The following is a 25435-nucleotide window of genomic DNA, read 5'->3' on the forward strand; positions in this document are numbered from 1 at the left end:
AGGCTGGTCACGCAGCTCGGAGAGATAGGGAGCGAGTCCATGGCACAAGGATGGCACCAGGGCGAGCGTGCACGAGCTGCTCCGCGCCCACTACCCAGCCGAGCTAGGGCCGGCCCTGGAGGCACGGTTCGGCCGCGTGCCGTCAGCGGGCCTGGACCAGCCGCAGCCGCCCTCCCCGGTGGGTGGACGTGGGGACGGCCCATGCGGACCGTCCCCGCGCCTCTCCTTCAGTGGCCGAGCAGACCCTCCGCGATGACCAGCCCGGTCGTGCTGATGACGATGGCCTCTACGACGGGGTAGTTGGACTGCGTGAAGCGGAACCCGGCCACGCCGAGGAACGCCATGAGGACGATGAAACTAAGCACCTTGTTACCTCCCTTCCATCGGTGCTGGTTGTTGACACGGCCCCCGGGGCGGGCCATGCGCGGGTTCGTCCTCTGAGCACTCCTGGGGTCGACATGCTGAGCACATGGCCGAACTAGAACCCCCCAACGCCGGGGTCTTGGAGCGTCTCGGGATGACTGAGCTCCCGACCGCTGTCTCCCTGGCAGAAGCATCCAGCGACCGACTGCTGGCTGCCGGTCGGGAGGCCGTCGAACGGGTAGGTGAGCCGGGTGAGGACCTCTGGGTCCTGATGGGGCTGCTGGCGCGAGCGCAGGGCTTTCACGAGGGGGCTGTTCGGGCCGTCAAGGACGACAACCCCGGGCGAGCACTCTGAGGGCCGTGTCATGGATTCCCCAAGCAGGTGTCATCTCGAGCCCGCGGGGGAGGCGAAGATCTTCAATGCGTGAGGTCGACCGTCAGGTGGCGAGCCGGGCAACCCAGAGCTCTTCGGCCGGCCACCTTGACGCCCACTCGGCAGTGGCGATGTCGTAGTACTCGTGGTCGGCCGATCCCGGGGGCGCGTAGAGCTCGTGAAGCGCGTCGACGACGAAGCCATTGCGGCGCAGAACGCCGATCCAGTCGCCGTGCGATGGGTGCCGTTCGACGCCGCCGCCCGACCACGCGATCCGGTACGTCTCGCGCTGGCCCCGCAGCAGACGGTCGCCGGCTGGACCCTCGTTGGCAGGGACGCACAGCGCTGACAGCAGGCTGTTCGTGAGGAACACCAGTCGCCCGCCCGGCCTGAGGATCCGGGCGGCCTCGGACACCCAAAGCTCGGGATCACACCAGGCCGCGACCCCATGCTCGCTCAGCACCAGGTCGAATCGCGCGGGAGCGAACGGCACCCGCTGCGCGTCGGCCTGGATGATCGGGAACGTGGGACCGTAGGTCTCTTGGCAGCGCTGTGCCGTACGCAGCTGGTCGGACGACAAGTCAAGAGCGACCACGCGAGCGCCGTGTCGGCGCAGCCAGGACGAGAAGTACGCCGTGCCGCATGCGAGCTCGACGACGTCGAGCCCCTCGACGTGGTCGAGCGCGCCGAGGTCGCGATCGGGAACGCCGAACAACCCCCACCGCACGTCGTCGGCGGTCCAGGCGCTATCGGCGGCTGAGTCGGTGAACTGCTCGTTGAGAACGGACCATAGGTCGCGGTTGCGTGCGAGGTCGTCGTCCTGCTCCCGATCGCCCACAGTCGCAGGCTAGAGGACCACCTGCTGCGCTCGGTCCAGTAGTCGTCCACGACAACCGGCTGAGGGGAGCCTGCGGTGAGCGGATTCACCGGCCTCTTCGACCAGCGCGCAGTCCTAGTCAGGCGACCGCTTAGGTCGGGTCTCCCATCCCGGCCCAGTTCGACGGCGCCGACTATGGTGGCCAGGTGGCCAGGCGTGTGTGCGCACGGACACCCGGAGCACCTCGGTGCGGCCGTGCCGCCCGGCAGAGTCGACGGCTCAGCCGGCGACAGGGGCGTCGCGCAGCAACCGCCGCAGGATCTTGCCGGACGCCGACTTAGGAACGGCGTCGATAAAGTGGACCTCGCCGAGACGCTTGTAGTGGGCCACCTGGTCGGCCACGAACGCCTTGATCTCGTCCTCGGTGGCCTGGTGGCCGTCCCTGAGGACCACGTAGCCGACCGGGACCTCACCGGCCTCGTCGTCCGGGCGGCCCACGACGGCGGCGTCCGCGACGGCCGGGTGGGTGAGGAGCAGCGACTCCAGCTCGGCGGGTGGCACCTGGAAGCCCTTGTACTTGATCAGCTCCTTCAGCCGGTCTACGACGTACACGTGCCCGTCGGCGTCGATGTGCCCGATGTCGCCCGTGCGCAGCCAGCCGCCGGCATCGAGAGTGCTGGCGGTTGCCGTCGGGTTGTTCAGGTAGCCCTTCATCACCTGCGGACCGCGGATCCACAGCTCGCCATCGGCGTGGACCCCGAGGTCCTCCCCGGAGGTGGGGTCGACGATGCGCAGCTCGGTGTTGGGCGCGGTCAGCCCGACCGAACCTGGCTTGAACTGCCCTGGCGGGGTCAGGTGGGACACCGGGGACATCTCGGTCATGCCGTAGCCCTGAACCACCTCACAGCCGAGCCGGGTACCCGCCTCGACCGCGAGTTCGGCGGACAACGGCGCCGCACCGCTGAACACCTGCTCCAACGCCGACAGGTCGTAGCTGTCCACGAGCGGGTGCTTGGCCAGGGCCACCACGATGGGTGGGGCGACGAACGACCGGGTGATGCGGTGGTCCACGTGCAGCTGCAGGAACTGCTCCAGGTCGAACCGGGGCATGGTGATGATTGTCGCGCCAGCGCGAAGGCCGGTGTTCATCAGCACCTGCATCCCGTAGATGTGGAAGAAGGGCAGCACGGCGATGAACTTCTCGTCGGGACGGACCTGCGCCGGGACCAGCACCTGTGCGATGTTCGCGATCAGGTTGCGATGGGTGAGCATGACCCCTTTGTTCAGGCCGGTCGTGCCTGAGCTGTACGGCAGGACGACGAGGTCGTCCGGTGCGACGGGCACCTGCTCCGCCAGGGGCGGGCCCATCAGCTCCGAAAGCGGCCGGGCATCGCTGCCTTCGGGGGGGTCACCGATGACGTAGATCTCGGACACGCCGGTGCCGGCCACCGCCGCGACGACGACGTCCAGGAAGGGTGTCACCGTGATGAGCATCCGGGCGTTCGAGTCGAGCAGCTGGTGGTGCACCTCGCGCTCGGTGTACGTCGGGTTGATCGTGGTGATCACCCCGCCGGCCATGGCCACCCCGTGGAACACCACCGCGAACTCGGGCAGGTTGGGCGCCATGAGCCCGACGACGTCGCCCTTGGCGAAGGCGTGCGCGACCAACCCCCCGGCCAGCGACCGGACCGCACCAGACAGCTGCGCGTAGGTCAGCGTCCGACCCGAGGGACCGTCGACGAGAGCGGGTTTGTCGCCGAGACCTTCCGCCGCAAGCAGGACGTACTCGGTCAGCGGCACATCCGGGATCTCGACGTCCGGCAGCAGGCTGGCGTGGATCATCGGGCTCTCCTCGGTCGACAAGACGCGTGCGTGCGCAGATTCTGTCGGCCGCGGCCGGCTCCCGCCACCCCATTCCGGCCCGTGGCCTCAGTCACCCACGGTCCTGTGGTTCCGATGGTCCTTGTGATCGCCGACCGGTACCTGCCCCCAGTAGCGCCGTTCCGGCCATGTCCTGCACTTCGTGTCTGACCGAGATCGGGCGGCCTCGGCCAACATCTGGCTTGCGGCGTTCGGCGCTACGCCGGATGCGCTGGCAGGGCGATCTTGGCCGCCCCAACGGTGAGCGTGATCGGCTTCGACGGGAGATCGACGACGTCGGCTACCCGGGGAGTTCCTGGAGTGCCCACGAGTTCCCGTCCGGGTCGCTGAAGTACGCGTACTTGACGCCTCCCATGTCGTTCACCCCTGAGACGTCGACGCCCTTGCCCAAGAGCATTGTGCGGGCCGCCTCGACATCGTCGACCACGAGGTGCAGGCCGAGGACGCGCCCGGCGTCGGGATCACTGATGCCCACCCCGACGACGATCGAGCACGCTGAGCCGGGAGGAGTCAACTGGACGACCCGCATCCCGTTGCCGGGCTGGATGTCGTGGTCGAGGTTGAATCCCACCCGGTCGACGTAGAACTGCTTGCTTCGGTCTACGTCGGTCGTGGGAAGGGGTACGAGCTCCAGGCGCATGTCCATCGTGCTGGCTCCTCGGTGTGGCTCGAGATCGTCAAGGGTGTGCTGTTCGGACCGAAGGCGCGTTCCTTCCCGACTGAGCGCCCGGCGGCGATCAAGAGCATCGCATGCGGTCCTGACAGGTTGCTGCTTCGGGAGTGGGCGAATGGCCGGTGCAGCGCGCAGGTGTCATAGAACGCAGGATCGCCGCGCCGCGCTCTGAGGTGCCATGTCGCCTGGCGCTGAACCCTGCTTGGTGCCAAGCGGGTCAGCGGCTCGATACTGAGGCAGCACATACTGCCGGACCACCCCGCCCGTCAACGGCATCCGGGGCGGTCACGACGAGCGTTGTGAGCGATGGAGACACGATGAGCAAGGCCACGAGGACGGACACCGAGTCGCCTGCGCTGCACGTGGCCGACAGCCACGATCTGATCCGCGTGCATGGCGCACGCGAGAACAACCTCAAGGACGTCAGCGTCGAGATCCCGAAGCGCCGGCTGACGGTGTTCACCGGCGTCTCCGGCTCGGGCAAGAGCTCGCTGGTGTTCGACACAATCGCCGCGGAGTCGCAGCGGATGATCAACGAGACCTACAGCGCCTTCGTGCAAGGGTTCATGCCGACGCTGGCGCGGCCGGACGTCGATGTGCTCGACGGGCTGACGACGGCGATCATCGTCGACCAGGAGCGGATGGGCGCCAACGCCCGTTCCACCGTCGGCACCGCGACCGACGCCAACGCGATGCTGCGGATCATCTTCAGCCGGCTCGGGCAGCCGCACATCGGCTCGCCCCAGGCGTTCTCCTTCAACGTCGCCTCGGCCCACGGTGCCGGGGCGATCACCGTCGAGCGTGGGTCCAGCAAGGCGGTGCGACGGGACTTCTCCATCACCGGCGGCATGTGTCCGCGTTGCGAGGGCATGGGCAGCGTGACCGACTTCGACCTGTCTGCGCTGTACGACGACAGCAAGTCCCTCAACGAGGGTGCGCTCACGATCCCCGGCTACAGCGTCGACGGCTGGTATGGACGTATCTTCAGCGGCTGCGGCTTCTTCGACCCAGACAAGCCGATCCGCGAGTTCACCACGACCGAGCTGCACGACTTGCTCCACAAGGAGCCGACCAAGATCAAGGTCGACAACATCAACCTGACCTACGAGGGCCTGATCCCGAGGATGCAGAAGTCGTTCCTGTCCAAGGACGTCGCCGCACTGCAGCCGCATGTCCGCGCCTTCGTTGAGCGGGCGGTGACGTTCACCGACTGTCCTGAGTGCGGCGGCACCCGGCTCAGCGCGGCGGCTCGGTCGTCGAGGATCGACGGTCTCAACATCGCGGACACCTGCGCGATGCAGATCAGCGATCTCGCCGAATGGGTTCGAGGGAGGGACGAGCCGTCGGTCGCACCGCTGCTGGCGGCGCTGCAGCAGACCCTCGAATCGTTCGTCGACATCGGGCTCGGCTACCTGAGCCTCGAGCGGCCGTCGGGCACGCTGTCCGGCGGCGAGGCGCAGCGCACCAAGATGATCCGTCACCTGGGATCCTCCCTCACCGACGTCACCTATGTCTTCGACGAGCCGACGATCGGCATGCACCCCCACGACATCGTTCGGATGAACGACCTGCTGCTGCGCCTGCGCGACAAGGGCAACACCGTCCTGGTCGTCGAGCACAAGCCGGAGGCGATCGCGATCGCCGACCACGTCGTCGACCTGGGCCCCGGTGCAGGCACTGCCGGCGGTGAGGTGGTGTTCGAGGGCACCGTCGAGGGGCTGCGGACCAGCGGCACCCTCACCGGGCGGCACCTGGACGACCGCGCTTCCCTGAAGCCGTCGGTGCGGACGCCGTCGGGGGTGCTGGAGGTGCGCGGCGCCAGCACCCACAACCTGCGGGACGTCGACACCGACATCCCGCTCGGCGTGCTGGCGGTGGTGACCGGCGTGGCAGGGTCGGGGAAGAGCTCACTCATCCACGGCTCGGTGTCGGGCCGGGTGGGGGTGGTCTCGGTCGACCAGGCGGCGATCAAGGGCTCGCGGCGCAGCAACCCGGCGACGTACACCGGACTGCTCGACCCGATCCGCAAGGCGTTCGCGAAGGCCAACGGCGTGAAGCCGGCGCTGTTCAGCGCCAACTCCGAGGGCGCGTGCCCGACCTGCAACGGCGCCGGCGTCATCTATACCGACCTGGCGATGATGGCGGGGGTCACGACGGTCTGCGAGGAGTGCGAGGGCCGGCGGTTCCAGGCGTCGGTGCTGGAGTACCGGCTCGGGGGCCGCGACATCAGCGAGGTGCTCGCGATGCCGGTGACCGAGGCCAAGGTGTTCTTCGGCACAGGCGAGGCGCGTACACCGGCCGCGCACACCATCCTCGGACGGCTCGCCGACGTCGGGCTCGGCTATCTCAGCCTCGGGCAGCCGCTCACGACGCTGTCCGGCGGTGAGCGACAGCGGCTCAAGCTGGCCACCCACCTGGGCGAGAAGGGTGGCGTCTACGTCCTGGACGAGCCGACCACCGGCCTGCACCTCGCCGACGTCGAGCAGCTGCTCGGCCTGCTCGACCGGCTCGTCGACTCCGGGAAGTCGCTCATCGTCGTCGAGCACCACCAGGCGGTCATGGCGCATGCCGACTGGATCATCGACCTCGGCCCCGGTGCCGGCCACGACGGTGGCCGGATCGTCTTCGAGGGCACACCCGCCGACCTCGTCGCCGCCCGCTCCACCCTCACCGGCGAGCACCTCGCGGCCTACGTCGGGACTACCGGAAGCGACGTGCTGAACCGGTGGCGGACGCCGGCCTGACGTCCGTGTGGCACCTCGGGGGGTCAGCGCCGACAGTCCGCGCCGGTGAGCTCGCCGAGCTCGGCCAGCAGCGCCGTGCTGATCTCGAGCAGCTCCGGGACGACGTCTGGGTCGACCATCACAGTGATGGTGAGGGCTCCTGCGTACGACAGCACGGCGAAGGCAACCGTGGCGTTGCCCTGGATGCCGGAGACCGGGATGACTGCGGTCACCGGCGCCCGCATGAACGTCATCGGGTTGGCTGGCCCGCGCAGGTTCGTCACGAACGTGTTGACCAGCCGCTGGTGGTTGACGAACCAGCCGAGCAGGCCCGCCGCTGCCAACGCGCGGAAGACAGGCTGCAGCAGCGCCGCTGACGCGCCCGGCGTCTGCGTCTTGTGGGCCCGGGTGATGGCTGCGACGGCCGCCAGTCGCTCTTCAGGGCGTCCGCTGGTCGGCAACGACACCGGGACGGCGCCCACCCTGGTTGCCCACCTCGACCGGGCCGGTCGTGGCTCGTGCCGACATGGGTACCGACACGACCAGCCTCGGCAGCGTCTCTCCTCGTCCGGCGAGCAGTGCCACGAGCGCGCCGGTGACTGCAGTGAGGACGACGTTGTTCACCGTCGCACCGTGGGCATGGGCGGCGTCGACGACCGAGGCCAAGTCCACGCTGACGACACGGATCGCGCGTCGAGACCCGGTGGGTCGGTTCAGTGCCGTGTGCGGGGCGGCAGCCGACCGCGACGCGCCGAGCTGGGCCGCAGCCGCGCGGAGCCGCCGCAGCTGGGCCGGCACTCTGGCGGGGGCGCTCAACCGATCCGTCCAGGCGTCCGAGGCCAGCGCGCGCCGGGACGGCGCGGCACGGGGTCGTCGGCGTTCCTCGGGTCCCTCATCGGATCCGCCGTCGACCAGGCCGGCGAGCATGGCCAGACCACCCAGCCCGTCGGCCACGACGTGGTGCAGGACGACGACCAGTGCGATCCGTCCATGCTCAAGGCCGGAGACGAACGTCGCCGACCACAGCGGTCGCGCCCGGGGCAACCGCCGCGCGACGAGGGCGAGCGCCGTGCTGAGCAGCGCGGCCTCGTCTCCGGGCGCCGGGCACCTGATCACGTCCACGTGCCGGTGCGGGTCGAAGGCGGGGTCGTCGACCCAGTGCGCTCGTCCACAGCCGACTGGAGCGCGAACCAGCCGCTGCCGAAGCCGCGGCACGCGGGCCAGACGCTGGGCCACCAGCTCGCTGGCCGCAGCAACGTCCCAACCCACCTTCGGCTCAAGCACGAGCACCCCGGCGATCTGCATCGGCACGGGTCCGACGTCAGACGCCAGCTGCATCAAGTCGTTCGGCGTGGCTCGCTCGATCACCCTTCCGACTGTGCGGCCCGTAGCCGAACGGCGGAAGGGTCGTTCGCCAGCGGTGCGCTGAGCCCCCGCACCACGCGGAGCGGACACGAGTGAGGAGACCCGCTCTGGGACCCTGCAGCGGTCAGTCGGCGCCGAACTCCATCGCGGCGGCGTCGAGCGACTCGACCTCGGCCTCCTCCTCGATGCTCTCGTCGCGTTCGGCGATCGCCTGCGCCTGTCCCGGCTGGATGCTCCCGACAAGCTCTGCGTGGCCGTGCAGCCGGCCCTGGCCGGCGTAGAGCTCGAGCTTCTGGCGGGTGTCGGTGATGTCGAGGTTGCGCATGGTGAGCTGCCCGATCCGGTCGAGCGGCCCGAAGGCGGCGTCCTCGGTGCGCTCCATTGACAGCCGGTCCGGGTGGTAGGAGAGGGCCGGGCCCGAGGTGCGCGAGATCGTGTAGTCGTCGCCGCGGCGCAGGCGCAGCGTCACCTCGCCGGTAACGGCCCCGGCGACCCAGCGCTGCAGGCTCTCGCGGAGCATGAGCGCCTGCGGGTCCAGCCAGCGGCCCTCGTAGAGCAGCCGGCCCAGGCGGCGTCCCTCGGCGTGGTAGTTGGCGATCGTGTCCTCGTTGTGGATCGCATTGAGCAGTCGCTCGTAGGCGACGAACAGCAGGGCCATGCCGGGGGCCTCGTAGATGCCGCGGCTCTTGGCCTCGATGATGCGGTTCTCGATCTGGTCGGACATGCCCAGCCCGTGCCGGCCGCCGATCGTGTTGGCTTCGTGGACGAGGTCGACCTGCGAGGCGAACGTCCGGCCGTTGATCTCGACCGGGCGTCCCTCGCGGAAGCGGATGGTGATGTCTTCGGTGTCGATGGGCACGGCAGGGTCCCAGAACCGCACGCCCATGATCGGTTCGACGATCTCCATCGACTCGTCGAGATGCTCGAGGGTCTTGGCCTCGTGCGTGGCGCCCCAGATGTTGGCGTCGGTGGAGTAGGCCTTCTCCTTGCTCGCACGGTAGGGGAGACCTCGCCCGGCGAGCCACTGGGACATCTCGGCACGGCCGCCGAGCTCGTGTACGAAGTCGGAGTCGAGCCAGGGCTTGTAGATCCGCAGGGCCGGGTTGGCGAGCAGGCCGTAGCGGTAGAAGCGCTCGATGTCGTTGCCCTTGAAGGTCGAGCCGTCGCCCCAGATGTCGACGTCGTCCTCGCGCATGGCGCGCACGAGCAGGGTGCCGGTGACGGCGCGCCCGAGCGGGGTGGTGTTGAAGTAGGCGCGGCCAGCGGTGCGGACATGGAAGGCGCCGCACGTGAGGGCGACGAGGCCCTCCTCGACCAGGGCCTCGCGGCAGTCGACGAGACGCGCGATCTCGGCGCCGTACTGCATGGCGCGGCTCGGCACCGAGGCGATGTCGTCCTCGTCGTACTGGCCCAGGTCGGCGGTGTAGGTGCACGGGACAGCCCCGCGCTCTCGCATCCACGCGACGGCGACGGAGGTGTCGAGACCTCCCGAGAAGGCGATGCCGACGCGCTCGCCGGCGGGCAGCTGGGTCAGGACCTTTGACACCCGGTAAGACTAGGGCCGACCCCCGGCGGCGCTCTCCGCCGCCCCCGGTCAGTCCGCCGTGGCCGGTCTCCGCTTTCGGTGGACAGCACCTAGGTCCTCATCGCTGGGCAGCTCGACTGCGACGCCTCATCCAGGTCGGCAGCCGTTCGAGGCCTCGGTGAAGTGTGGGTAGGTCACGTCCCACTGCCTGGGCGTGCAGAAGCCTGCCGCCGGCACGTCGCGGCACCTCGGGGGCGGATCAGGTGGCGGCTTGCCCGCCGAGCACCTCGCGCAGTCTCACCCGGTGGCCGGTGATGATCAGTGCGCGCCGGTAGATGGAGGAGGCGACCGCCACGAGCAGCACGGCGGTGGCGGCGGTCAGCGTCATGGCGAGCAGCAGCTGGTAGAGGGGGACCTCGCCGGCGGCCCACCGGATCGGCATGGCCAGCGGTGCGGTGAGCGGGAAGAGCGAGATGACGATGCTCCAGGCACTGGATGGGTCCGAGTTGACGACGATGATCGCGAGCAGGTAGCCGACGACCAGGATGGTGGTCACCGGCAGGACCGCTGAGCTGACTTCTGTGATCTTGTTGACGAGCGCAGCTGTGGCGGCGAACAGGAACCCGTAGAGAGCGAAGCCGAGCAGGAACCACGCCAGGGCGAGGGTGAGGTCACCGGCAGCCACTGCGGGCAGCCCGATCGTGTCGGTGACCTTGACAGAGACGGCGAGCGGCGTGGCGAGGATGAGCAGCTGGGCGAGGGTGACGGTACCGACCGCCGCGACGGTGCCGACGAGGATCTGGCTGGGCCGCAGGACGGCCAGCAGCACCTCGGAGATGCGGGTCGACTTCTCCATCGCGACCGTGGTGGCGATGGAGTTCCCGGCGAACGTGAGCGCCAGGTACAAGATGATCCCGACGGCGAATCCGACTCCAGCCCGTCCTGGGTTGCTGACCCGGCTGACCGGGATCTGCTCGGGGGGTCGCACCGACTGGATGCGGGCCACCTGCTGGGGGTTCAGCCCGGCCTCGGCCAGCCGGCGCGAGGTCTCCAGGGCGACGACGGTCTGGGAGACCACCACCGGGAAGGGTCCGGTCGAGGTGGCCGAGGTGAACAGGGCCCCTCCGGCCAGCCCGGCGGTGGCGGCACCGTCGCGAACGGCTTCCCGGACCGCGCCAGCGTCTTCCCGGGAGACGAACGTGACCTCGAAGTCGGCGGACTTGCCGGCCGCGTGCAGCACTGCGACCAGCTCGGCCGGGGCAGGTCCGACGGTCGCCAGCGTGTACGTGGTGCCGCGGTTGGCGAGGATCTGCGGCACCAAGACAGCGGCAACCGACAGCAGCAGCAGCAGCCCGGTGACGATCCTGAGGGAGCGGGATCGCAGGTTCTCGACCAGGCCGCGTTCGGCGACCAGGCGGGTCCCGCGCCACCAGGTGCTCATCAGCTCGCCCCCGCCTGGTCGGCGGTCGCCTCGACCGCGGCGAGGAACAGCTGCGACAGGGTGGGCAGATCAAGCCCGAAGTCGTCGACCCGGCCCGCGGCTCGTGCCGCATCGAGCACCGCCAGCGGATCGGCGCCGGGCGGGAGGGCGAGGCGCAGCTCGTCGGCCTCGTCGCTGACGACGCTGAGGCCGGGGAAAGCAGCCAGCCAGTCATGGTTGGGCGAGTCCACGTGCAGCCGCAGCTGCCGACGCCCGGACGAGGCGCGCAGTGTCGCCAGGGTGCCCTGGAGCACGACCCGCCCATGGTCGACCATGACGATGTCTTCGCAGAGGTCTTGCACCAGGTCGAGCTGGTGGCTGGAGAACAGCACCGTGCAGCCGTCGTGGGCACGCTGCCGCAGGGTCTGCGACAGGCTCGCCACGGCCACCGGGTCCAGACCGCTGAACGGTTCATCGAGAACGAGGACATCGGGGTCGTGCACCAAGGCGGTGGCCAGCTGCAGGCGCTGTTGAAGCCCGCCGGAGAGCTTGTCGGTGCGTTCGGCCCACCGATCGGCCAGGCCCAGCTCCTCCAGCAGCAGGCCCGCCCTGCTCTTCGCGTCGCGGCGGGACAGGCCGTGCAACCGGCCGAAATGGACGACCTGGTCCCCGGCCGGCATCCCCGGGTACAGCCCACGCTCCTGCGGCATGTACCCCCAGTCGCGGCGATCTTGCTCATCCACCGGATGACCGTCGAACCGCACCTCGCCACGGTTCTGGTCCAAGACCCCGAGCATCACCCGCATCAGGGTCGTCTTCCCAGCGCCGTTGGGCCCCAGCAGTCCTGTCAGCGCCCCGGGCGCCACGTCGAAGCTCACACCGTCAAGGGCTGCCCGGTCGCCGAACAGATGCACGACGTCACGGATCAGCAATCCAGCGGTCGGCCTCGACACTCTCAGCGGGTCACCCCTCACCACGGTTCCAGCGGTGCGCAGGCCTGCCCCTGACCTCGGGACACCCGCCCGCGCGCCGGTTCCTCATTCGACCGGACCGGCGATCGACGCGGTAGGGCGCTTCGTCCCAAACGCGCAGGCAGTCACACGTGTCGAGGTGGCTGGATCGTCAGGATGCCCCGGACGGCCAGCGCGAGCGCATGCCTGGTGCAGGGAGGAGTACTCAGCCGGCGCCTGGGCTGCCGCGACCACGGCGTCCTCGACCGGACCGTCGCTCTTCAGCGCATGCGTGGTCGAGGACGGCGTTCAGGTCGTGCTCGCGTGGTTGTCCCATGCGCCGGTCAGCCCTGCGGTCGACCGAGGGCTTCGACGACGTCGGCGAACATGGTTGCCTTGATGGCCCCGAGCGTGGCCCGGTCCTTGCCGGCCAGCTCCCGAACCAGGTCGGCCGCCGCGTCGGGCAGGTCGTCGAGGCCGGCAACGGCATCGACGAGCCCCGCGTCGTGCGCGGCTGACGCGGGGAACCGGCGACCGGTCGTCATGGCGTCGAGGGCAGCGCGGGGTGAGAGCTTGGCCGTGATGAGTGCCGCCATGCCAGGGGTGAACGGAATGTGGATGTCCACCTCCGGGAAGCAGAAGTAGCCCCGGTCATCCCGCATCACCCGGTAGTCGTGCGCCATGGCGAGCATCGCCCCCGCCCCGAACGCGTGGCCGTTGAGCGCGGCCACGGTGGGCACCGGCAGCGTCAGCATCCGCGCAAAGAGCGCGTGCACCCGCTCGACGTACGAGCCGAGCTGGTCCGGGTGGCCACCGAGCCACTCCAGATCGAGACCGGTGGAGTAGAACTTGCCACCGCCGACGGTGACCAGCGCGGCGGGCTCACGGTCGGTGGCGATGGTGTCGAGCAGCCCGTCCAGAGAGTCCAGCCAGCCGGGGGAGAAGCGGTTCTCGTCGTCCCCGAGGTCGACCGTCCAGAGGGGTCCGTCCTGGGTGAGCGTGGGCATGTGTCTCCTTCCGTCCAGCGTAGGGCATCAGAGCCTTCGCTCCAGAACGCGCGCGGCGAAGACGTTCCACGGCCGAGCGCGAAGGTCGGCTCGCGGCCGGTCCCGGGTCACGAAGCGCGTCGGGCGCAGGCGGCTGCGGCCTCCCGCAGGGCCAGCTCGCGCGGATCGGACACCAGGTAGTAGTCCATCCGGTTCATGGCGTAGCAGAAGCCGAGGCCGAGCTGGGGGTCGGCGAAGCCGAAGGAGCCGCCTGCCCCCGGCGTGCCGAAGGCGGCGGGGGAGCCGAACTTGAAGCCCCGCCAGGGCTTGCAGTAGCCGAGGGAGAACCGTGACTCCAGGCGCAAGACCCGGTCCATCCGGCCCAGCCTCGAGGGTGGGCGCGTCGAGCCGAGGCGGGGCGAACCGACGGCGAGGTCTCCGTAGGCCGGTGCGACGCTGCGCGCCGTCCCGATGCCGTTCGAGGCCGGTAGCTCGATGCGCATCATCGTGCGGTCGTGCTCAACGAGGCGGTCCGCGCCGCGAAGCAGGTCGCGACGCCTGTGTCAGCCCCGGCCAAGAGGGCACCCGCACCTTCCTCGGGGTGTCCTCACGCGGCAGGTGACAGGGGCTATCTTGGGCGCCAGCGCTTCCAGTGGGCGGTCGCGGCGGCCCGGACCTTGCCGTCCCACAACAGCTCGACCTCCGCGGTCATCTCGGCCTCCATGGCGATGGTCGCCTCAGCCCGAAGCCCGCTCGGCTCGGCTTGGCTAGCGGGCTCGGCCGCAGGTAGCGGACTTCGAGCCCGGCCGTGACGTACGACAGGTCGGCACCCGGCAGGGGCGGCCAGCCGCGGCGTTCCGCCTCCGGCATCACCGCCGCCGCACTGTGGCAGTCCAGGACGGTGGAGATGATCCCGCCGTTGAGGTAGCCGAGGCCGTTGTCGTGCTCGGGCCACGGCTCGAACACGGCCGTCACGACCCCGTCGCCGGGATAGCTGCGCAACCGCAGCCCTTTGGGGTTGCTGCGACCGCACCCGAAGCAGGGCAGGTCCGGGTACAGCCGCTCCCGGATGCTCAGTCCCTGATCGGCCCCGCCATCGGCGGGCTGCGGCACGGCGTCCGTCATGACCCCAAGCTACGAAAGGATGGGGCGGTGGGGCTCAGCGTCAGCGCCGACTCCGCCGCCGTCGTCGTGGCGCTGGCCGCGCTCGGGTTCTGGGCGTACTGCCTGTACGACTTCGCCCGGACCGACGAGCGGTACATGCGCACGTTCTCAAGGCCGGTCTGGGTGCTGCTCTTGGTCTTTGCCAGCATCTTCGGCGCACTGCTCTGGCTGGCCAACGGTCGGCCGCAGCGTCGCTAGGCTCTCCGGCCCGCCCCGTGGGCCGCGAGCACGTCGCGGATCCCGTGTCCGTCCCGGCTCAGACCCGGCACAGGACCTCCCCGTGCAAGATTGCCAGCCACCCGTCCGGCGCCTGCGCCCAGCGCAACCACCCGTCGGCGAGCCGTTCGAGATCCGGCCGGGACACCAGCCCCTCAGCCACGGCTTGCTCCCCGAACGACGAGGCGAGCAGCCGGTCGGCCCACGCGCCGCCCCACCAGGCCCGGTCGGCGCCGTCGGCGTAGCACCAGGCGGAGGCACTGGGAGTGATCGTGCGGAATCCGGCCTGCTGCGCCCAGCCGAGCAGCCGCCGACCAGCATCCGGCTCACCGCCGTTGTGCCGGGCCACCCGCTCGTACAGCGCGAGCCACTCATCGAGCTCCGGGACCTCGGGGAACCAGGTGAAGGCCGCGTAGTCGGCGTCCCGGGCGGCGACGACGCCGCCCGGGCGGCACACCCGCCGCATCTCGCGGAGCGCAACGACGGGGTCACTGACGTGCTGGAGCACCTGGTGGGCATGGACGACGTCGAAGGAGCCGTCCCGGAAGGGGAGTCGCTCGCCACGGGCCGCCGCCACGGCCACGTCGGCACCGGACCTGGCGCAGGTCGACCGGGTCCGGCCCAGGATCGACTCGGCGCTGTCCACCGCGACGACTCGTCCGGGTGCCACCAGGCCTGCGAGGTCTGCGGTGATGGTCCCCGGGCCGCACCCGAGGTCGAGCACCACCAGCCCCGGGTGAAGCGACGGGAGCAGGTAGCCGGCCGAGTTCTCGGCCGTGCGCCAGGTATGGGAGCGAAGGACCGGCTCGGCGTGGCCATGGGTGTAGCGGGGCTGAGCGGGGGGCTGGGCAGCCATCGCCCGAACCTACGTGGGTGCCGGTCCGAACGCGCCTCGGGTCAGCCGATCGGGGCGGCCAGCGAGCCGGGGACCAGCCCCGGGTTCATGTGCTCGGTCACGTCCAGCGCCAGGCCGTCGAGCTCGGCGGCCGTGCTCGACCAGCCGCACTGGCAGGTGACCCGGTTCAGCCCGGTCGTCGTCTGGGTGAGCGGGCCGGTCCGGTGATCATTCTTCGACGTCATGGTGGCTACCTGCTGGCTCGTTCGTCGAGGAGACGGGCTCGTTGCCGCCTCCGGTAAGTGGTCGACCGCTGATGGTACGCACAGGGCAAACTGATCACGCGGGAGGAGGCCCCGGCGGGTCTAGTCGAGCGCGACGACGGCTTGGGCGAACTGCGCCGCGTACAGCCGGGCGTAGGCGCCGCCGGCGCTGATCAGCTGCTCATGGCTGCCCTGTTCGACGATCCGCCCGGACTCCATGACGAGGATCACGTCCGCGTCCCGGATCGTCGACAGCCGGTGCGCGATGACGAAGCTGGTGCGCCCGCTGCGCAGCGAGCTCATGGCCCGCTGGATCAGTACCTCGGTCCGGGTGTCGACCGAGCTGGTGGCCTCGTCCAGGATCAGGATGGCCGGGTCGGAGAGGAACGCCCGCGCGATGGTCAGCAGCTGCTTCTCACCGGCGCTGACGTTGGTCGCCTCCTCGTCGATGACCGTGTCGTAGCCGTCCGGCAGGGTACGCACGAACCGGTCCACGTGAGTGGCCTGAGCGGCCCGCATGAGGTCGTCGTGGGTGGCGCCGTCCGCCCCGTAGGCGATGTTCTCCGCGATGGTGCCGCCGAACAGCCAGGTGTCCTGAAGCACCATTCCCATGGTGGACCGCAGGTCGTCCCTGGTCATGGCGGCGATGTCGACCCCGTCGAGGGTGATCCGCCCGGAGTCCACCTCATAGAACCGCATCAGCAAGTTGACCAGGGTGGTCTTGCCGGCGCCGGTCGGTCCGACGATCGCCACCGTCCGACCCGGCTCGACGGCCAGCGACATGTCCTCGATGAGCGGCTGCGCCGGGTCGTAGGCGAAGTTCACGTGCTCGAACGCCACCCGGCCCAGGACCTGCGCGGGCCGGGCCGGCGTGACCGGGTCGGGGCTCTGCTCCGGGGCGTCCAGCAGCTCGAAGACCCGCTCCGCGGACGCCACGCCGGACTGCAGCAGGTTGGCCATGCTGGCGATCTGGGAGATCGGCTGGCTGAACTGGCGGCTGTACTGGATGAACGCCTGCACGTCACCGATCGACATCGCACCGGAGGCCACCCGCAGGCCTCCCACGACGGCCACCAGCACGTAGCCGACGTTGCCGATGAACGTCATGGCCGGCTGGATCGTCCCGGAGATGAACTGGGCCCGGAAGCTCGACCCGTACAGCGCCTCGTTGAGCCCGCGGAACGTCTCCGCCGACTCGTGCTCGCGGCCGAACGCCTTGACCAGGGAGTGCCCGGAGTACATCTCCTCGATGTGGCCGTTGAGCTGTCCCGTGGTGGACCACTGGGCGACGAACTGCGGTTGGGCGCGCTTGCCGATCACGGTGGCGAGCAGTACGGACGCGGGCACGGTGACCAGCGCGACCAGCGCCAGCAGCGGTGAGATCACGAACATCATCACCAACACCCCGACGACGGTCAGCACCGAGGTGACCAGCTGGCTCATCGTCTGCTGCAGCGTCGTCGCGATGTTGTCGATGTCGTTCGTCACGCGGCTGAGCACCTCGCCGCGTTGCTGGCCGTCGAAGTACTTCAGCGGCAGCCGGGCCAGCTTGGCCTCGACGTCCTCGCGCAGCCGGTACACCGTGCGCTGCACCACGCCCGCGGTCAGCCGGCCCTGGAACAGGGCGAACACGGAGGCGGAGACGTAGACCAGCAGTGCCACCATCAGCACCCGGCCGACCGCGGTGAAGTCGATGCCCTGCCCTGGAACGAAGTTGATCGAGGCCAGCATGTCCGCGAGCGTGGTCTCGCCGGCACTGCGCAGCTGGCCCACCGCCTGGTCCTTCGTAACCCCGGCCGGGATGCGTCGGCCGACCACGCCGGTGAAGATCAGGTCGGTGGCCCGGCCCAGGATCTTGGGCCCGAGCACGTTCAGCGCGACGCTGATGACACCGAGGGCGAGGAGGCTGAGGACCACGGGCCGCTCGGGGCCCAGCATGCGCAGCAGCCGACGGCTGGAGCCGCGGAAGTCCATGGACTTCTCCACCGGGCCGCCGCCGCCCATCCAGTGACCGGGGCCGCGTGCTGGCAGGGGCCGGCGCTCGACGGTGCCGGCGGTGCTCACGCAGCCTCCTGCTCGGTCAGCTGGGACAGCACGATCTCGCGATAGGTCGCGTTGTCGGCCATCAGCTCGCGGTGAGTGCCGGTTCCCACGACGGTGCCCTCGTCGAGCACGACGATGTGGTCGGCGCCCCGGATCGTGCTGACCCGCTGAGCCACGATGACGACCGTGGCGTCCGCGGTCTCCTCGGCCAGGGCGGCGCGCAGGGCGGCGTCCGTGGCGTAGTCGAGCGCGGAGAAGGAGTCGTCGAACAGGTAGATCTCCGGACGGCGGACCAGCACTCGGGCGATAGCGAGCCGCTGTCGCTGCCCACCCGAGACGTTGCCGCCCCCCTGGGCGATCGGCGCCTCGAGCCCCCCGGGCATCTGCTCGACGAACTCGCGGGCCTGGGCCACCTCCAGTGCGTGCCACAGCTCCTCGTCGCTGGCGTCCGGGCGGCCGTACCGCAGGTTCGAGGCCACCGTGCCCGAGAACAGGTAGGGCTTCTGCGGCACGAGTCCCACCGTCCGGGAAAGCAGCGCGGGGTCGAGCTGTCGGACATCGACGCCGTCGACGAGGACCGATCCTGCGGTTGCGTCGAACAGCCGCGGGATCAGGTTGAGCAGCGTGGTCTTGCCGCTGCCCGTGCTGCCGATCACCGCCGTGGTCTCACCCGGTCGGGCGAGCATCGACACGTCCCTGACCACCGGCGCCTGCGCGCCGGGGTAGTGGAAGCCGGCCCCGCGCAGCTCGAGGTAGCCGTGCTGGGGCAGCTCGGTGACCGGCTCGGCCGCCAGGACGACGCTCGACTCGGTGCTGAGCACCTCCTCGATGCGCTCGGCGGAGACCTCGGCCCGCGGGACCATCACGAACATGAAGGTGGCCATCATGACGGCCATCAGGATCTGCATGAGGTAGCTCAGGAACGCCGTGAGCGCCCCGATCTGCATGGCCCCGCTGTCGATGCGGTGGGCGCCGAACCACAGCACGGCCACGCTGGACACGTTGATGACGAGCAGCACGCTCGGGAACATCAGCGCCATCAGCCGCCCGACGCCGAGCGAGACGGTCATCAGCTGGTCGTTGGCCCCGGCGAAGCGCTCCTGCTCGTGCTCGTCCCGGACGAACGCCCGGATCACCCGGATGCCGGTGATCTGCTCGCGCAGCAGCCGGTTCACCAGGTCGATGCGGTCCTGCATCTTGCGGAACAGCGGCCGCATCCGGCTCACGATGGCCACGACGATGACGATCAGCACCGGGACGACGACGAGCAGCAGCCCGGAAAGGGGGATGTCCTGCCGCATCGCCATGATCACGCCGCCGACGCCCATGATCGGCGCCGCGACCATGAGCGTGAACGTCATCAGGGCCAGCATCTGGACCTGCTGCACGTCGTTCGTCGTCCGGGTGATCAGGGACGGGGCCCCGAAGTGGCCGACCTCCCGGGCCGAGAACGACTGGACCTGGTCGAACACCGCACCCCGGACGTCGCGGCCGAGCGCCATCGCCACCTTGGCGCCGAGGTAGACCGCCGCCATCGCGCAGGCCACCTGGAAGACGGTGATGACCAGCATGAGGGCACCGACCCGGACGATGTAGCCGGTGTCGCCCTTGACCACGCCGTTGTCGATGATGTCCGCGTTGAGCGTGGGCAGGTACAGCGTGGCGAGGGTCTGCAGGAACTGCAGCAGCATCACCACTGCGACCGTCCTCGCATAGGGACGCAGGAAGGTGCGGAGCAGGCGCACGAGCACGCGGTAAGCCTAGGCCAGCCACGCCGTGCGTCCACCGGCCCGCTAGGCACCCCGGATGGCTCATGGCCCCGGCCCCGGCTGCCGATAGAGAGGACAACGGGGGCCCGGCGTTGTGCGCCGTGGCCCTTCGACGTGCTGGGGGAGGGGGTCTCGCATCGTGTTGGGGGGACAGCGGCGCGCGGCCGGGCGCGGGACCCGCGTTGTCGCGCGGCTGGGCAGCCTCACCTGGGCCTGGGTCTTCGCCGGGGTCTTCGGCGGCCTGGCCCTGCGCGGCGAGGCACAAAGCGATGTCGGCCGCTCGTACCTGCTGGTCATCCTCACCGGCTTCTTCCTCACGGCCATCGCGCGACTCGGTGCCGTGGGCGCAGTCTGGAGCCAGCGCCGGCTCGCCGCGCTGGTTCTGGCGACAGCGATGCTCGCGTGGGCCGCCGGCTCCGCCGTCCTGACCGCGTCCGGGTTGGCCAACGTCCACACCTCGTTCCCGGCGCCTGGCGAGTGGCTGTTCCTGATCTTCTATCTCGCGGTGGCCGGATACGTCTTCCTCGACGCCGACCGCCCGCCGTCCACGGCGCTCAGCGCCTGGCTGGACGCGGCCGTGGTCACCGGTGGCGTCGCCTGCCTGGCCGGCGCCCTGCTGCTGGTGCCGATGACGGCGACCTTCGGCCCCAAGGGCCTGCCCCTCATGCTGGCGCTGATGTACCCGCTGCTCGACCTGATGCTGGCCCTGGTGGTCGTGGCCCAGGCGGTGCTGCGGGCCCGCCGCTGGGACCCTTCGACGCTGCTCCTCGCGGTCGGGTTCGTGCTGCTCGCGGTCGCCGACTCCAGCATCGTGCTGAACCTCAGCTCGGGCGGCTACGACTTCACCCTGCTGCTCGACGTGACCTACGGGCTGGCCTTCGCGCTGGTGGCGACGTCGGCCTGCCGGGTCCCACGGGTGGGCAGCCTCCCGTCGGCCGCAGGGACGGGGAGCAAGATCCTGCTCAGCGCGGTGTCCGTGGCCTTGCTCTCCCTCGTGCTGCGGCCAGACGGAGCGCTCGGCTGGTACGTGACGATCCTCGCTGTGGCCACCCTGCTGGCCGCCGGGGCACGCATGGCGCTGGCCCTGCGGGAGGCGCACGGCGCCGCGGAGGCCCAGCAGCTCTCGCTCACCGACGACCTGACCGGCCTGCCGAACCGGCGGGCGGTCCTCGCCCAGATCGACGCCGCGATCAAGGCGGACCGGGTGTTGGCGCTCATGCTCATCGACCTCGACGGGTTCAAGGACGTCAACGACACCTTCGGCCACGTCTCTGGCGACGCCGTCCTGCGGTTGTCCGGGCAGCGGATGCGAGCCGCCCTGCCCCGGCACGTCCAGGTGGGTCGACTGGGTGGCGACGAGTTCGCGATCCTCGTCGAGCAGGACGACCCGGTTCAGCTGCTCGAGACGGCGAACGCGCTGCGCGCGGTCCTGTCCAAGCCGACGATGGTCGAGGACCTGGAGCTCGCCGTCGGGGCCTCGATCGGGATCACGGTGCGCGAGAGGGGTGACCGGGTCAGCCCAGACCTGCTCCGCAGAGCCGACGTGGCCATGTACCAGGCCAAGATCAGTCGTGCTGGCGCGCTGCTCTACGACCACGGTAGCGACGGCTCCTCGCGCAAGCGGCTGCGCCTGGCCGAGGAGCTGCGGCGCGCCCTGCAGGGCGACGAGCTCACGGTGCACTACCAGCCGCAGGTGGAGGCAGCCACCCAGCGGGTGCTGGGGGTCGAGGCACTGGTCCGCTGGCAGCACCCGCAGCACGGTCTCGTGCTACCGGCCATCTTCCTTCCGGTGGCCAGACAGACCGGGCTCATGCTGGCAATCTCCGAGATCGTCCTGCAGCAGCTGGTCGACGACGCTCGCCGCTGGGAGGCCAGCGGGCTGTCGCTGCGGCTGTCCATGAACGTCGCCCCGCCGGAGCTGCTCGGAGGGCTGTTCCTGCCCCGCCTGTTCGACGTCGTCCAGGCCTCTGGCCTGGCTCCGGACACCTTCATCCTGGAAGTGACCGAGGATTCCTTCCTCGCCGACCCGCAGCGAGCCCGGCAGATCCTGGACGACGTCCGGGCCGTAGGGGTACAGCTGTCCATCGACGACTACGGGACTGGGTTCTCCTCCCTAGCCTACGTGCGCGACCTGCCGGTTCAGGAGCTGAAGATGGACCGGTCGTTCGTGTCCACCATCTGCCGTGACCGTCGCAGCCGCATGATCGTCGCGTCCACGAACCAGATGGCGCACGCCCTGGGCATGCGGCTGGTGGCGGAGGGCGTCGAGGACGCCGCGACGGCCGCGGAGCTGGTGGCGATCGGCGTCGACTCGATGCAGGGCTTCCACCTGGCCCGACCGATGCCCGCGTCCGAGGTGGAGCCGTGGGTCCGCCGCTGGTCCGCAGGGCGCTTGGGCGACTACGCGTCGCTGCCGCTGCGCCCCGGCGTGGCCTGAGCCCGCACCGGGAGGCCGGGCAGCTGGATGACCAGGTCGCGCTCGCGCAGCCGGAACGCGTCGTCGCCGGGCACCTCGATGCCGTCCAGGCCGATGCCCAGGCCAACCAGCCGGTAGGCGTCCGGGTTGGCCCGACGCTGGCCGTCGACCATCTTGGCGCAGTCGCCGTAGACGGGGGTGCTCGCGGGAGAGCCCAGGTAGGGCGCCGACCTCGTCCCCGGGATCGGGTGCATGTAGACGCCGAGGGCGTCCATCAGCCCCTTGACCTTGTCATCCATGATCGACACCGCGTGCCGCACCCGGTTGACGCGCTGCACCTTGACCAGCCCGTGGTACAGCGCGACGGACGCCAGCATCCCCTCCGCCCCCAGCCCAGTGCGCACGCCGACGGTGGCGATGTCCCACGTGGTGGCGGGCTGGAGCCCGGCGGCGGCTGCCGCCCGCTCGCCGTCGACGTTCCACGGGTCGGCGCCGATGTCCGCCAGCGTCTTCAGCCCGAGCGGCCCCGGGGTGATCAGCCGGCAGGCCGCGATGACCTGGCCGTCGTCGTCGGCCAGTGCGAGGAAGGTGGAGTGGTCGGCGTAGGGCCCGTACTCGTCGTCGAGCTGGGCGCGGGTGTTCCCGTACCACTGGAGGAAGACCGCTGCCTCGCACTCCAGCGCGGCGTCGAGCAGCGAGCCGCGGACGTCGAAGCGGAGGTGCAGCAGGCCTGGCCGGGCCATGGGTTCTCCCTTCGTCCTTCCCCCGTCCAGGTCGAGCCGCCACTGTACTGGCTGCCGTCCGGGAATCCTCAGCGGGGCACGCCGGGCGGGACGGGGCGTCGTAGGTTGGCCCGGTGCGGACGGAGCGAGAGATCACCGACCCGGTGGACCTGTGCACCCCCGACGGCCGCCTCAACCCGGCCGCGGTCGGCTGGACGAGGGTCCCGCTCCACACGGCGAACCTGCGCGGGTGGGGTCGGACCAAGCGCTGGGAGTACTGGGGGATCGTTACCCCGACGCACGTGGTGGGCCTGACCGTGTCCTCCCTCGACTACGCGGGCGTGCACGGGCTGTACGTCCTCGACCGGACCACCGCCGCCGAGATCGTGCGGGACGTCGTGGTGCCGTTCGCCCGCGGGGTCGTGCTGCCCACGCGCAGTGCCGGGGGACCGGCCAGGGCTCGCGCCAAGGACTTGACCATCGACCTGGACGAGACCAGCGAGGGGACCCGGCTGCGGGCCAGCGCACCCGGCGTCGAGGTCGACGTCCTGGCGCATCGGCCGGACGGCCACGAGTCGCTCGGTGTGGTGGTGCCGTGGAGCCGCCGGCTGTTCCAGTACACGGTGAAGGACGTCGCCCGGCCCGCCTCCGGGCGCCTAGTCGTGCACGGCGTCACCCACCCGCTCGCCGCGGACTCGTCGTTCGCGGTCCTGGACCACGGCCGTGGGCGGTGGCCGTACTCGATCACCTGGAACTGGGGGGCCGGCTACGGCCAGGTGGCCGGGGGTGCGGTCGGCATCCAGATCGGCGGGAAGTGGACCGACGGGACCGGGTCGACCGAGAACGGCCTGTTCGTGGACGGTCGGCTGCACAAGATCAGCGACGAGCTGCGGTGGGACTACGACCGCAGCGAATGGAAACGACCGTGGTCGATCACCGGGCAGCGCCTCGACCTGCGTTTCGACCCCTTCCACGAGCGGGTCGCGCGCACCAACCTCGCCGTGGTGGCCGCCGAGACCCATCAGTGCTTCGGCCACTACACCGGGTGGGCCTCGACCGACGACGGCGAGCGGGTGTCGCTGGACGGAGTCGTTGGCTGGGCGGAGGAGGCCCGCAACCGCTGGTAGAGCGGCAGGATGCTGTCGTGCTGCACCTGCGCATCTACGCACCGGCGTCCCAGCGGGAGGCGGTGGCCGCCGTCCTGCGCGACCATCCCGCGGTGAGCAGCCTCGCGGTGCTCGTGGACGCCTCCGTACGGCCGCCGGGCGACGTGATCCTCGCGGACGTCGCCCGCGAGGCGGCCAACGACGTCATCGACCGGGTGCGGGCCACCGGGGTGCAGGCCGAGGGCGCCATCCAGATCGAGCCGGTCCGCACCTGGATCTCGCGGGAGGGACTGGACGCCGAACGCAGGACGCCGGGCAGCAGCGCCGACGCGGTGGTCTGGGCCGATGTCGTGCAGCGCGCCTACGAGGACTCCGAGTTGACCTGGTCCTACGTGAGCTTCATGCTGCTGGCCACCCTGCTGGCCAGCATCGCGATCGTCCTGGACTCCCCGGTCCTGCTCGTCGGCGCCATGGTGCTCGGGCCCGAGTTCGGGGCCATCGCCGCGCTGGGACTGGCCCTCGTACGGCGTCGCCGTCGACTGTTCTCGCTGGCCCTGCGGACCGTCGTCGTGGGCTTCGCGTCCTCCATCGTGGCGACCACCCTGTTGGTGCTCGTCGGGAGGTGGCTGGGCTGGATCGTCCGCGACGACGTTGCCGGGCTTCGGCCGAGTACCGCCTTCATCTACCAGCCCGGCCGGTGGTCGCTCGTTGTCGCCGTGATCGCCGGCGCGGCCGGCGTCCTGTCCCTGACGTCTGCTCGCACGACCGGGCTGGTGGGCGTCTTCGTCTCGGTGACCACCGTCCCGGCTGCCGGGAACGTGGCCCTGGGCCTCGCTTTCGGGGTCCGGGAGGAGGTCTGGGGCAGCACCCTGCAGCTGCTCATCAACATCACCGGGATGGCGATCGCCGGGTGGGCCACCCTGGCCGTCCAGTCGGCCGTGTGGGGAGCGGCGAACCGCCGACATCGCCGTTAGCGGGCCAGGAAGTGCCAGCCCAGCCACCACCACCAGCCGAACACGAGCACCTTGCCGGAGGTGCTGGTCATCGCCGCGGTGAGCGGCTCTCCGAGCCGCACCGGCCGCCCGGCGAGGACGACGAAGCCAAGCTCGGCGAGCTGCCGGCGGTCACGGGTTCGTCACCGAGGTGCTCCGGCTACACTGCCGCAGCCAGCCGCCGCCGGCCAGCGGGCCATCAGCCCCGCCGCGAGCAGCCCGATCCCGACCCCGCTCGCCGTGCGTGCCCGGGGGCCCATCCCGTCGTTGTCCTGGCCGAGCCGTCATGAAACGGCAATGTCGCCAGCCGGGTGACCGTCATCTGGCGGGGGAAGGGTGAGCCCAGGAGTGCCGCCGAGACGGGGAGGGACACCCGGATGGACACCAGGCCCGAGGTCAGTGAGCTGTACGCGACGGCGCGGGGGCTGTGGCTGAGCGATCAACTGACCTCCCGGCGGCTGGCCGAGGAGTCCGGTCACCGCGAGGACCTGCTCACCGGGCTGGCCGAGCACGCCGAGGACGTCTACCTCAACGACCAGATCTTCCTGGCCGGTGAGATCGCGGGACTGGCCCGCACCGCGTTGGTGGCGCGGTCCGATCCGCTGTACTGAGGTCACGCCGGGCCGGAACGGATGACGCCCCGTCGTCACCGCTTGAAGCGGTGACGACGGGGCGTCGTTGTCGGTGGCCGCCCCCTCCGGTGGCCCCGACCGGTTCCGCATCGGACTGCCCCTCAGCTGCCGATGCGCGCCGTTCGGGGAGGAGACGTGCCATCGGGGCGGCCATGACGCGGTGTGCGGCGGCGTCACCCGTCCAGCCCAATCCGGGCACCG

At 70.4% G+C, this 25435-nt stretch carries 25 protein-coding genes; 7 read left to right on the plus strand and 18 right to left on the minus strand.

What is annotated here, in order from left to right; genetic code table 11:
• Positions 1–227: 227 nt before the first annotated feature.
• Positions 228–422, minus strand: a complete 195-nt coding sequence (locus VIM19_03915) for a hypothetical protein (protein ID HEY5184054.1) — start codon at positions 420–422, stop codon at positions 228–230.
• Between the two features lie 95 nt (positions 423–517).
• On the opposite strand from VIM19_03915, the gene VIM19_03920 reads away from it, so the two are divergent.
• The gene (locus tag VIM19_03920; GenBank protein HEY5184055.1) at positions 518–718 is read left to right on the plus strand and encodes a hypothetical protein; all 201 of its coding nucleotides are present in this window, start codon (positions 518–520) and stop codon (positions 716–718) included.
• 82 nt (positions 719–800) lie between these two features.
• Here VIM19_03920 and VIM19_03925 read toward each other — a convergent pair whose 3' ends face one another.
• The 3 genes from VIM19_03925 to VIM19_03935 form a co-directional block, all read right to left on the minus strand.
• Positions 801–1574 carry a class I SAM-dependent methyltransferase gene (locus VIM19_03925; protein HEY5184056.1) on the minus strand — a complete coding sequence of 258 codons (774 nt, stop codon included), beginning with the start codon at positions 1572–1574 and terminating at the stop codon, positions 801–803.
• A 258-nt stretch (positions 1575–1832) separates the two neighbouring features.
• Positions 1833–3395 carry a 4-coumarate--CoA ligase family protein gene (locus tag VIM19_03930; protein HEY5184057.1) on the minus strand — a complete coding sequence of 521 codons (1563 nt, stop codon included), beginning with the start codon at positions 3393–3395 and terminating at the stop codon, positions 1833–1835.
• Positions 3396–3714: 319 nt separating this feature from the next.
• Positions 3715–4080 (minus strand): VOC family protein, encoded by a 366-nt coding sequence (locus VIM19_03935; GenBank protein HEY5184058.1) that lies wholly within the window; start codon positions 4078–4080, stop codon positions 3715–3717.
• Positions 4081–4424: 344 nt separating this feature from the next.
• Between VIM19_03935 and VIM19_03940 the strand changes: the two genes are divergently transcribed.
• Positions 4425–6851 (plus strand): excinuclease ABC subunit UvrA, encoded by a 2427-nt coding sequence (locus VIM19_03940; GenBank protein HEY5184059.1) that lies wholly within the window; start codon positions 4425–4427, stop codon positions 6849–6851.
• A 23-nt stretch (positions 6852–6874) separates the two neighbouring features.
• Here the strand turns inward: VIM19_03940 and VIM19_03945 are convergent, their stop codons facing one another.
• The 8 genes from VIM19_03945 to VIM19_03980 all read right to left on the minus strand — a co-directional run bounded on the left by VIM19_03945 (position 6875) and on the right by VIM19_03980 (position 14201).
• Positions 6875–7297 (minus strand): WS/DGAT domain-containing protein, encoded by a 423-nt coding sequence (locus VIM19_03945; GenBank protein ID HEY5184060.1) that lies wholly within the window; start codon positions 7295–7297, stop codon positions 6875–6877.
• A complete protein-coding gene (locus VIM19_03950) occupies positions 7269–8198 on the minus strand; it encodes a wax ester/triacylglycerol synthase domain-containing protein (GenBank protein HEY5184061.1) in 930 nt (309 codons plus the stop codon). The genes VIM19_03945 and VIM19_03950 overlap by 29 nt, the downstream gene beginning before the upstream one ends.
• A gap of 121 nt (positions 8199–8319) precedes the next feature.
• Positions 8320–9741, minus strand: a complete 1422-nt coding sequence (gene argG / locus VIM19_03955) for an argininosuccinate synthase (GenBank protein HEY5184062.1) — start codon at positions 9739–9741, stop codon at positions 8320–8322.
• A gap of 238 nt (positions 9742–9979) precedes the next feature.
• The gene (locus VIM19_03960) at positions 9980–11161 is read right to left on the minus strand and encodes an ABC transporter permease (protein ID HEY5184063.1); all 1182 of its coding nucleotides are present in this window, start codon (positions 11159–11161) and stop codon (positions 9980–9982) included.
• On the minus strand, positions 11161–12018 hold the full coding sequence (locus tag VIM19_03965; GenBank protein HEY5184064.1) for an ATP-binding cassette domain-containing protein: 858 nt from the start codon (positions 12016–12018) through the stop codon (positions 11161–11163). Before VIM19_03965 ends, VIM19_03960 begins: the two co-directional genes overlap by 1 nt.
• A gap of 416 nt (positions 12019–12434) precedes the next feature.
• Entirely contained in the window at positions 12435–13097 is a 663-nt protein-coding gene (locus VIM19_03970) for an enoyl-CoA hydratase-related protein (protein ID HEY5184065.1), read from the minus strand.
• A gap of 107 nt (positions 13098–13204) precedes the next feature.
• Positions 13205–13453 (minus strand): hypothetical protein, encoded by a 249-nt coding sequence (locus tag VIM19_03975; protein HEY5184066.1) that lies wholly within the window; start codon positions 13451–13453, stop codon positions 13205–13207.
• Between the two features lie 331 nt (positions 13454–13784).
• Positions 13785–14201 carry a PaaI family thioesterase gene (locus VIM19_03980; GenBank protein HEY5184067.1) on the minus strand — a complete coding sequence of 139 codons (417 nt, stop codon included), beginning with the start codon at positions 14199–14201 and terminating at the stop codon, positions 13785–13787.
• Between the two features lie 27 nt (positions 14202–14228).
• Between VIM19_03980 and VIM19_03985 the strand changes: the two genes are divergently transcribed.
• Positions 14229–14438, plus strand: coding sequence for a PLDc N-terminal domain-containing protein (locus tag VIM19_03985; GenBank protein HEY5184068.1), 210 nt, complete (start codon positions 14229–14231; stop codon positions 14436–14438).
• A gap of 58 nt (positions 14439–14496) precedes the next feature.
• Here the strand turns inward: VIM19_03985 and VIM19_03990 are convergent, their stop codons facing one another.
• The 4 genes from VIM19_03990 to VIM19_04005 form a co-directional block, all read right to left on the minus strand.
• Complete coding sequence (locus VIM19_03990; GenBank protein ID HEY5184069.1) at positions 14497–15312, minus strand: methyltransferase domain-containing protein; 816 nt, start codon at positions 15310–15312, stop codon at positions 14497–14499.
• Positions 15313–15353: 41 nt separating this feature from the next.
• A complete protein-coding gene (locus VIM19_03995; GenBank protein ID HEY5184070.1) occupies positions 15354–15536 on the minus strand; it encodes a hypothetical protein in 183 nt (60 codons plus the stop codon).
• Positions 15537–15656: 120 nt separating this feature from the next.
• Positions 15657–17558 (minus strand): ABC transporter ATP-binding protein, encoded by a 1902-nt coding sequence (locus VIM19_04000; GenBank protein HEY5184071.1) that lies wholly within the window; start codon positions 17556–17558, stop codon positions 15657–15659.
• Positions 17559–17614: 56 nt separating this feature from the next.
• On the minus strand, positions 17615–19348 hold the full coding sequence (locus VIM19_04005) for an ABC transporter ATP-binding protein (GenBank protein HEY5184072.1): 1734 nt from the start codon (positions 19346–19348) through the stop codon (positions 17615–17617).
• A gap of 157 nt (positions 19349–19505) precedes the next feature.
• Between VIM19_04005 and VIM19_04010 the strand changes: the two genes are divergently transcribed.
• Positions 19506–21803, plus strand: a complete 2298-nt coding sequence (locus tag VIM19_04010; GenBank protein HEY5184073.1) for an EAL domain-containing protein — start codon at positions 19506–19508, stop codon at positions 21801–21803.
• On the opposite strand, the gene VIM19_04015 is transcribed toward VIM19_04010, so the two are convergent.
• Positions 21767–22525, minus strand: coding sequence for a hypothetical protein (locus VIM19_04015; GenBank protein ID HEY5184074.1), 759 nt, complete (start codon positions 22523–22525; stop codon positions 21767–21769). The two genes, VIM19_04010 and VIM19_04015, sit on opposite strands and share 37 nt — an antisense overlap.
• A gap of 113 nt (positions 22526–22638) precedes the next feature.
• Here VIM19_04015 and VIM19_04020 point away from each other — a divergent pair, with 113 nt between their 5' ends.
• Together VIM19_04020 and VIM19_04025 are read left to right on the plus strand one after the other, a co-directional pair.
• Positions 22639–23631: a DUF2804 domain-containing protein gene (locus VIM19_04020; protein ID HEY5184075.1), complete on the plus strand. Its 993-nt coding sequence runs from the start codon at positions 22639–22641 to the stop codon at positions 23629–23631.
• 17 nt (positions 23632–23648) lie between these two features.
• Positions 23649–24584 (plus strand): DUF389 domain-containing protein, encoded by a 936-nt coding sequence (locus VIM19_04025; GenBank protein HEY5184076.1) that lies wholly within the window; start codon positions 23649–23651, stop codon positions 24582–24584.
• On the opposite strand, the gene VIM19_04030 is transcribed toward VIM19_04025, so the two are convergent.
• The gene (locus VIM19_04030; GenBank protein HEY5184077.1) at positions 24581–24685 is read right to left on the minus strand and encodes a DUF6186 family protein; all 105 of its coding nucleotides are present in this window, start codon (positions 24683–24685) and stop codon (positions 24581–24583) included. The two genes, VIM19_04025 and VIM19_04030, sit on opposite strands and share 4 nt — an antisense overlap.
• Before the next feature lie 294 nt (positions 24686–24979).
• Here VIM19_04030 and VIM19_04035 point away from each other — a divergent pair, with 294 nt between their 5' ends.
• Positions 24980–25213 carry a hypothetical protein gene (locus VIM19_04035; protein ID HEY5184078.1) on the plus strand — a complete coding sequence of 78 codons (234 nt, stop codon included), beginning with the start codon at positions 24980–24982 and terminating at the stop codon, positions 25211–25213.
• The last annotated feature ends 222 nt before the right edge of the window (positions 25214–25435 follow it).

The organism is Actinomycetes bacterium (genome assembly GCA_036510875.1).
GTDB lineage: Bacteria > Actinomycetota > Actinomycetes > Prado026 > Prado026 > DATCDE01.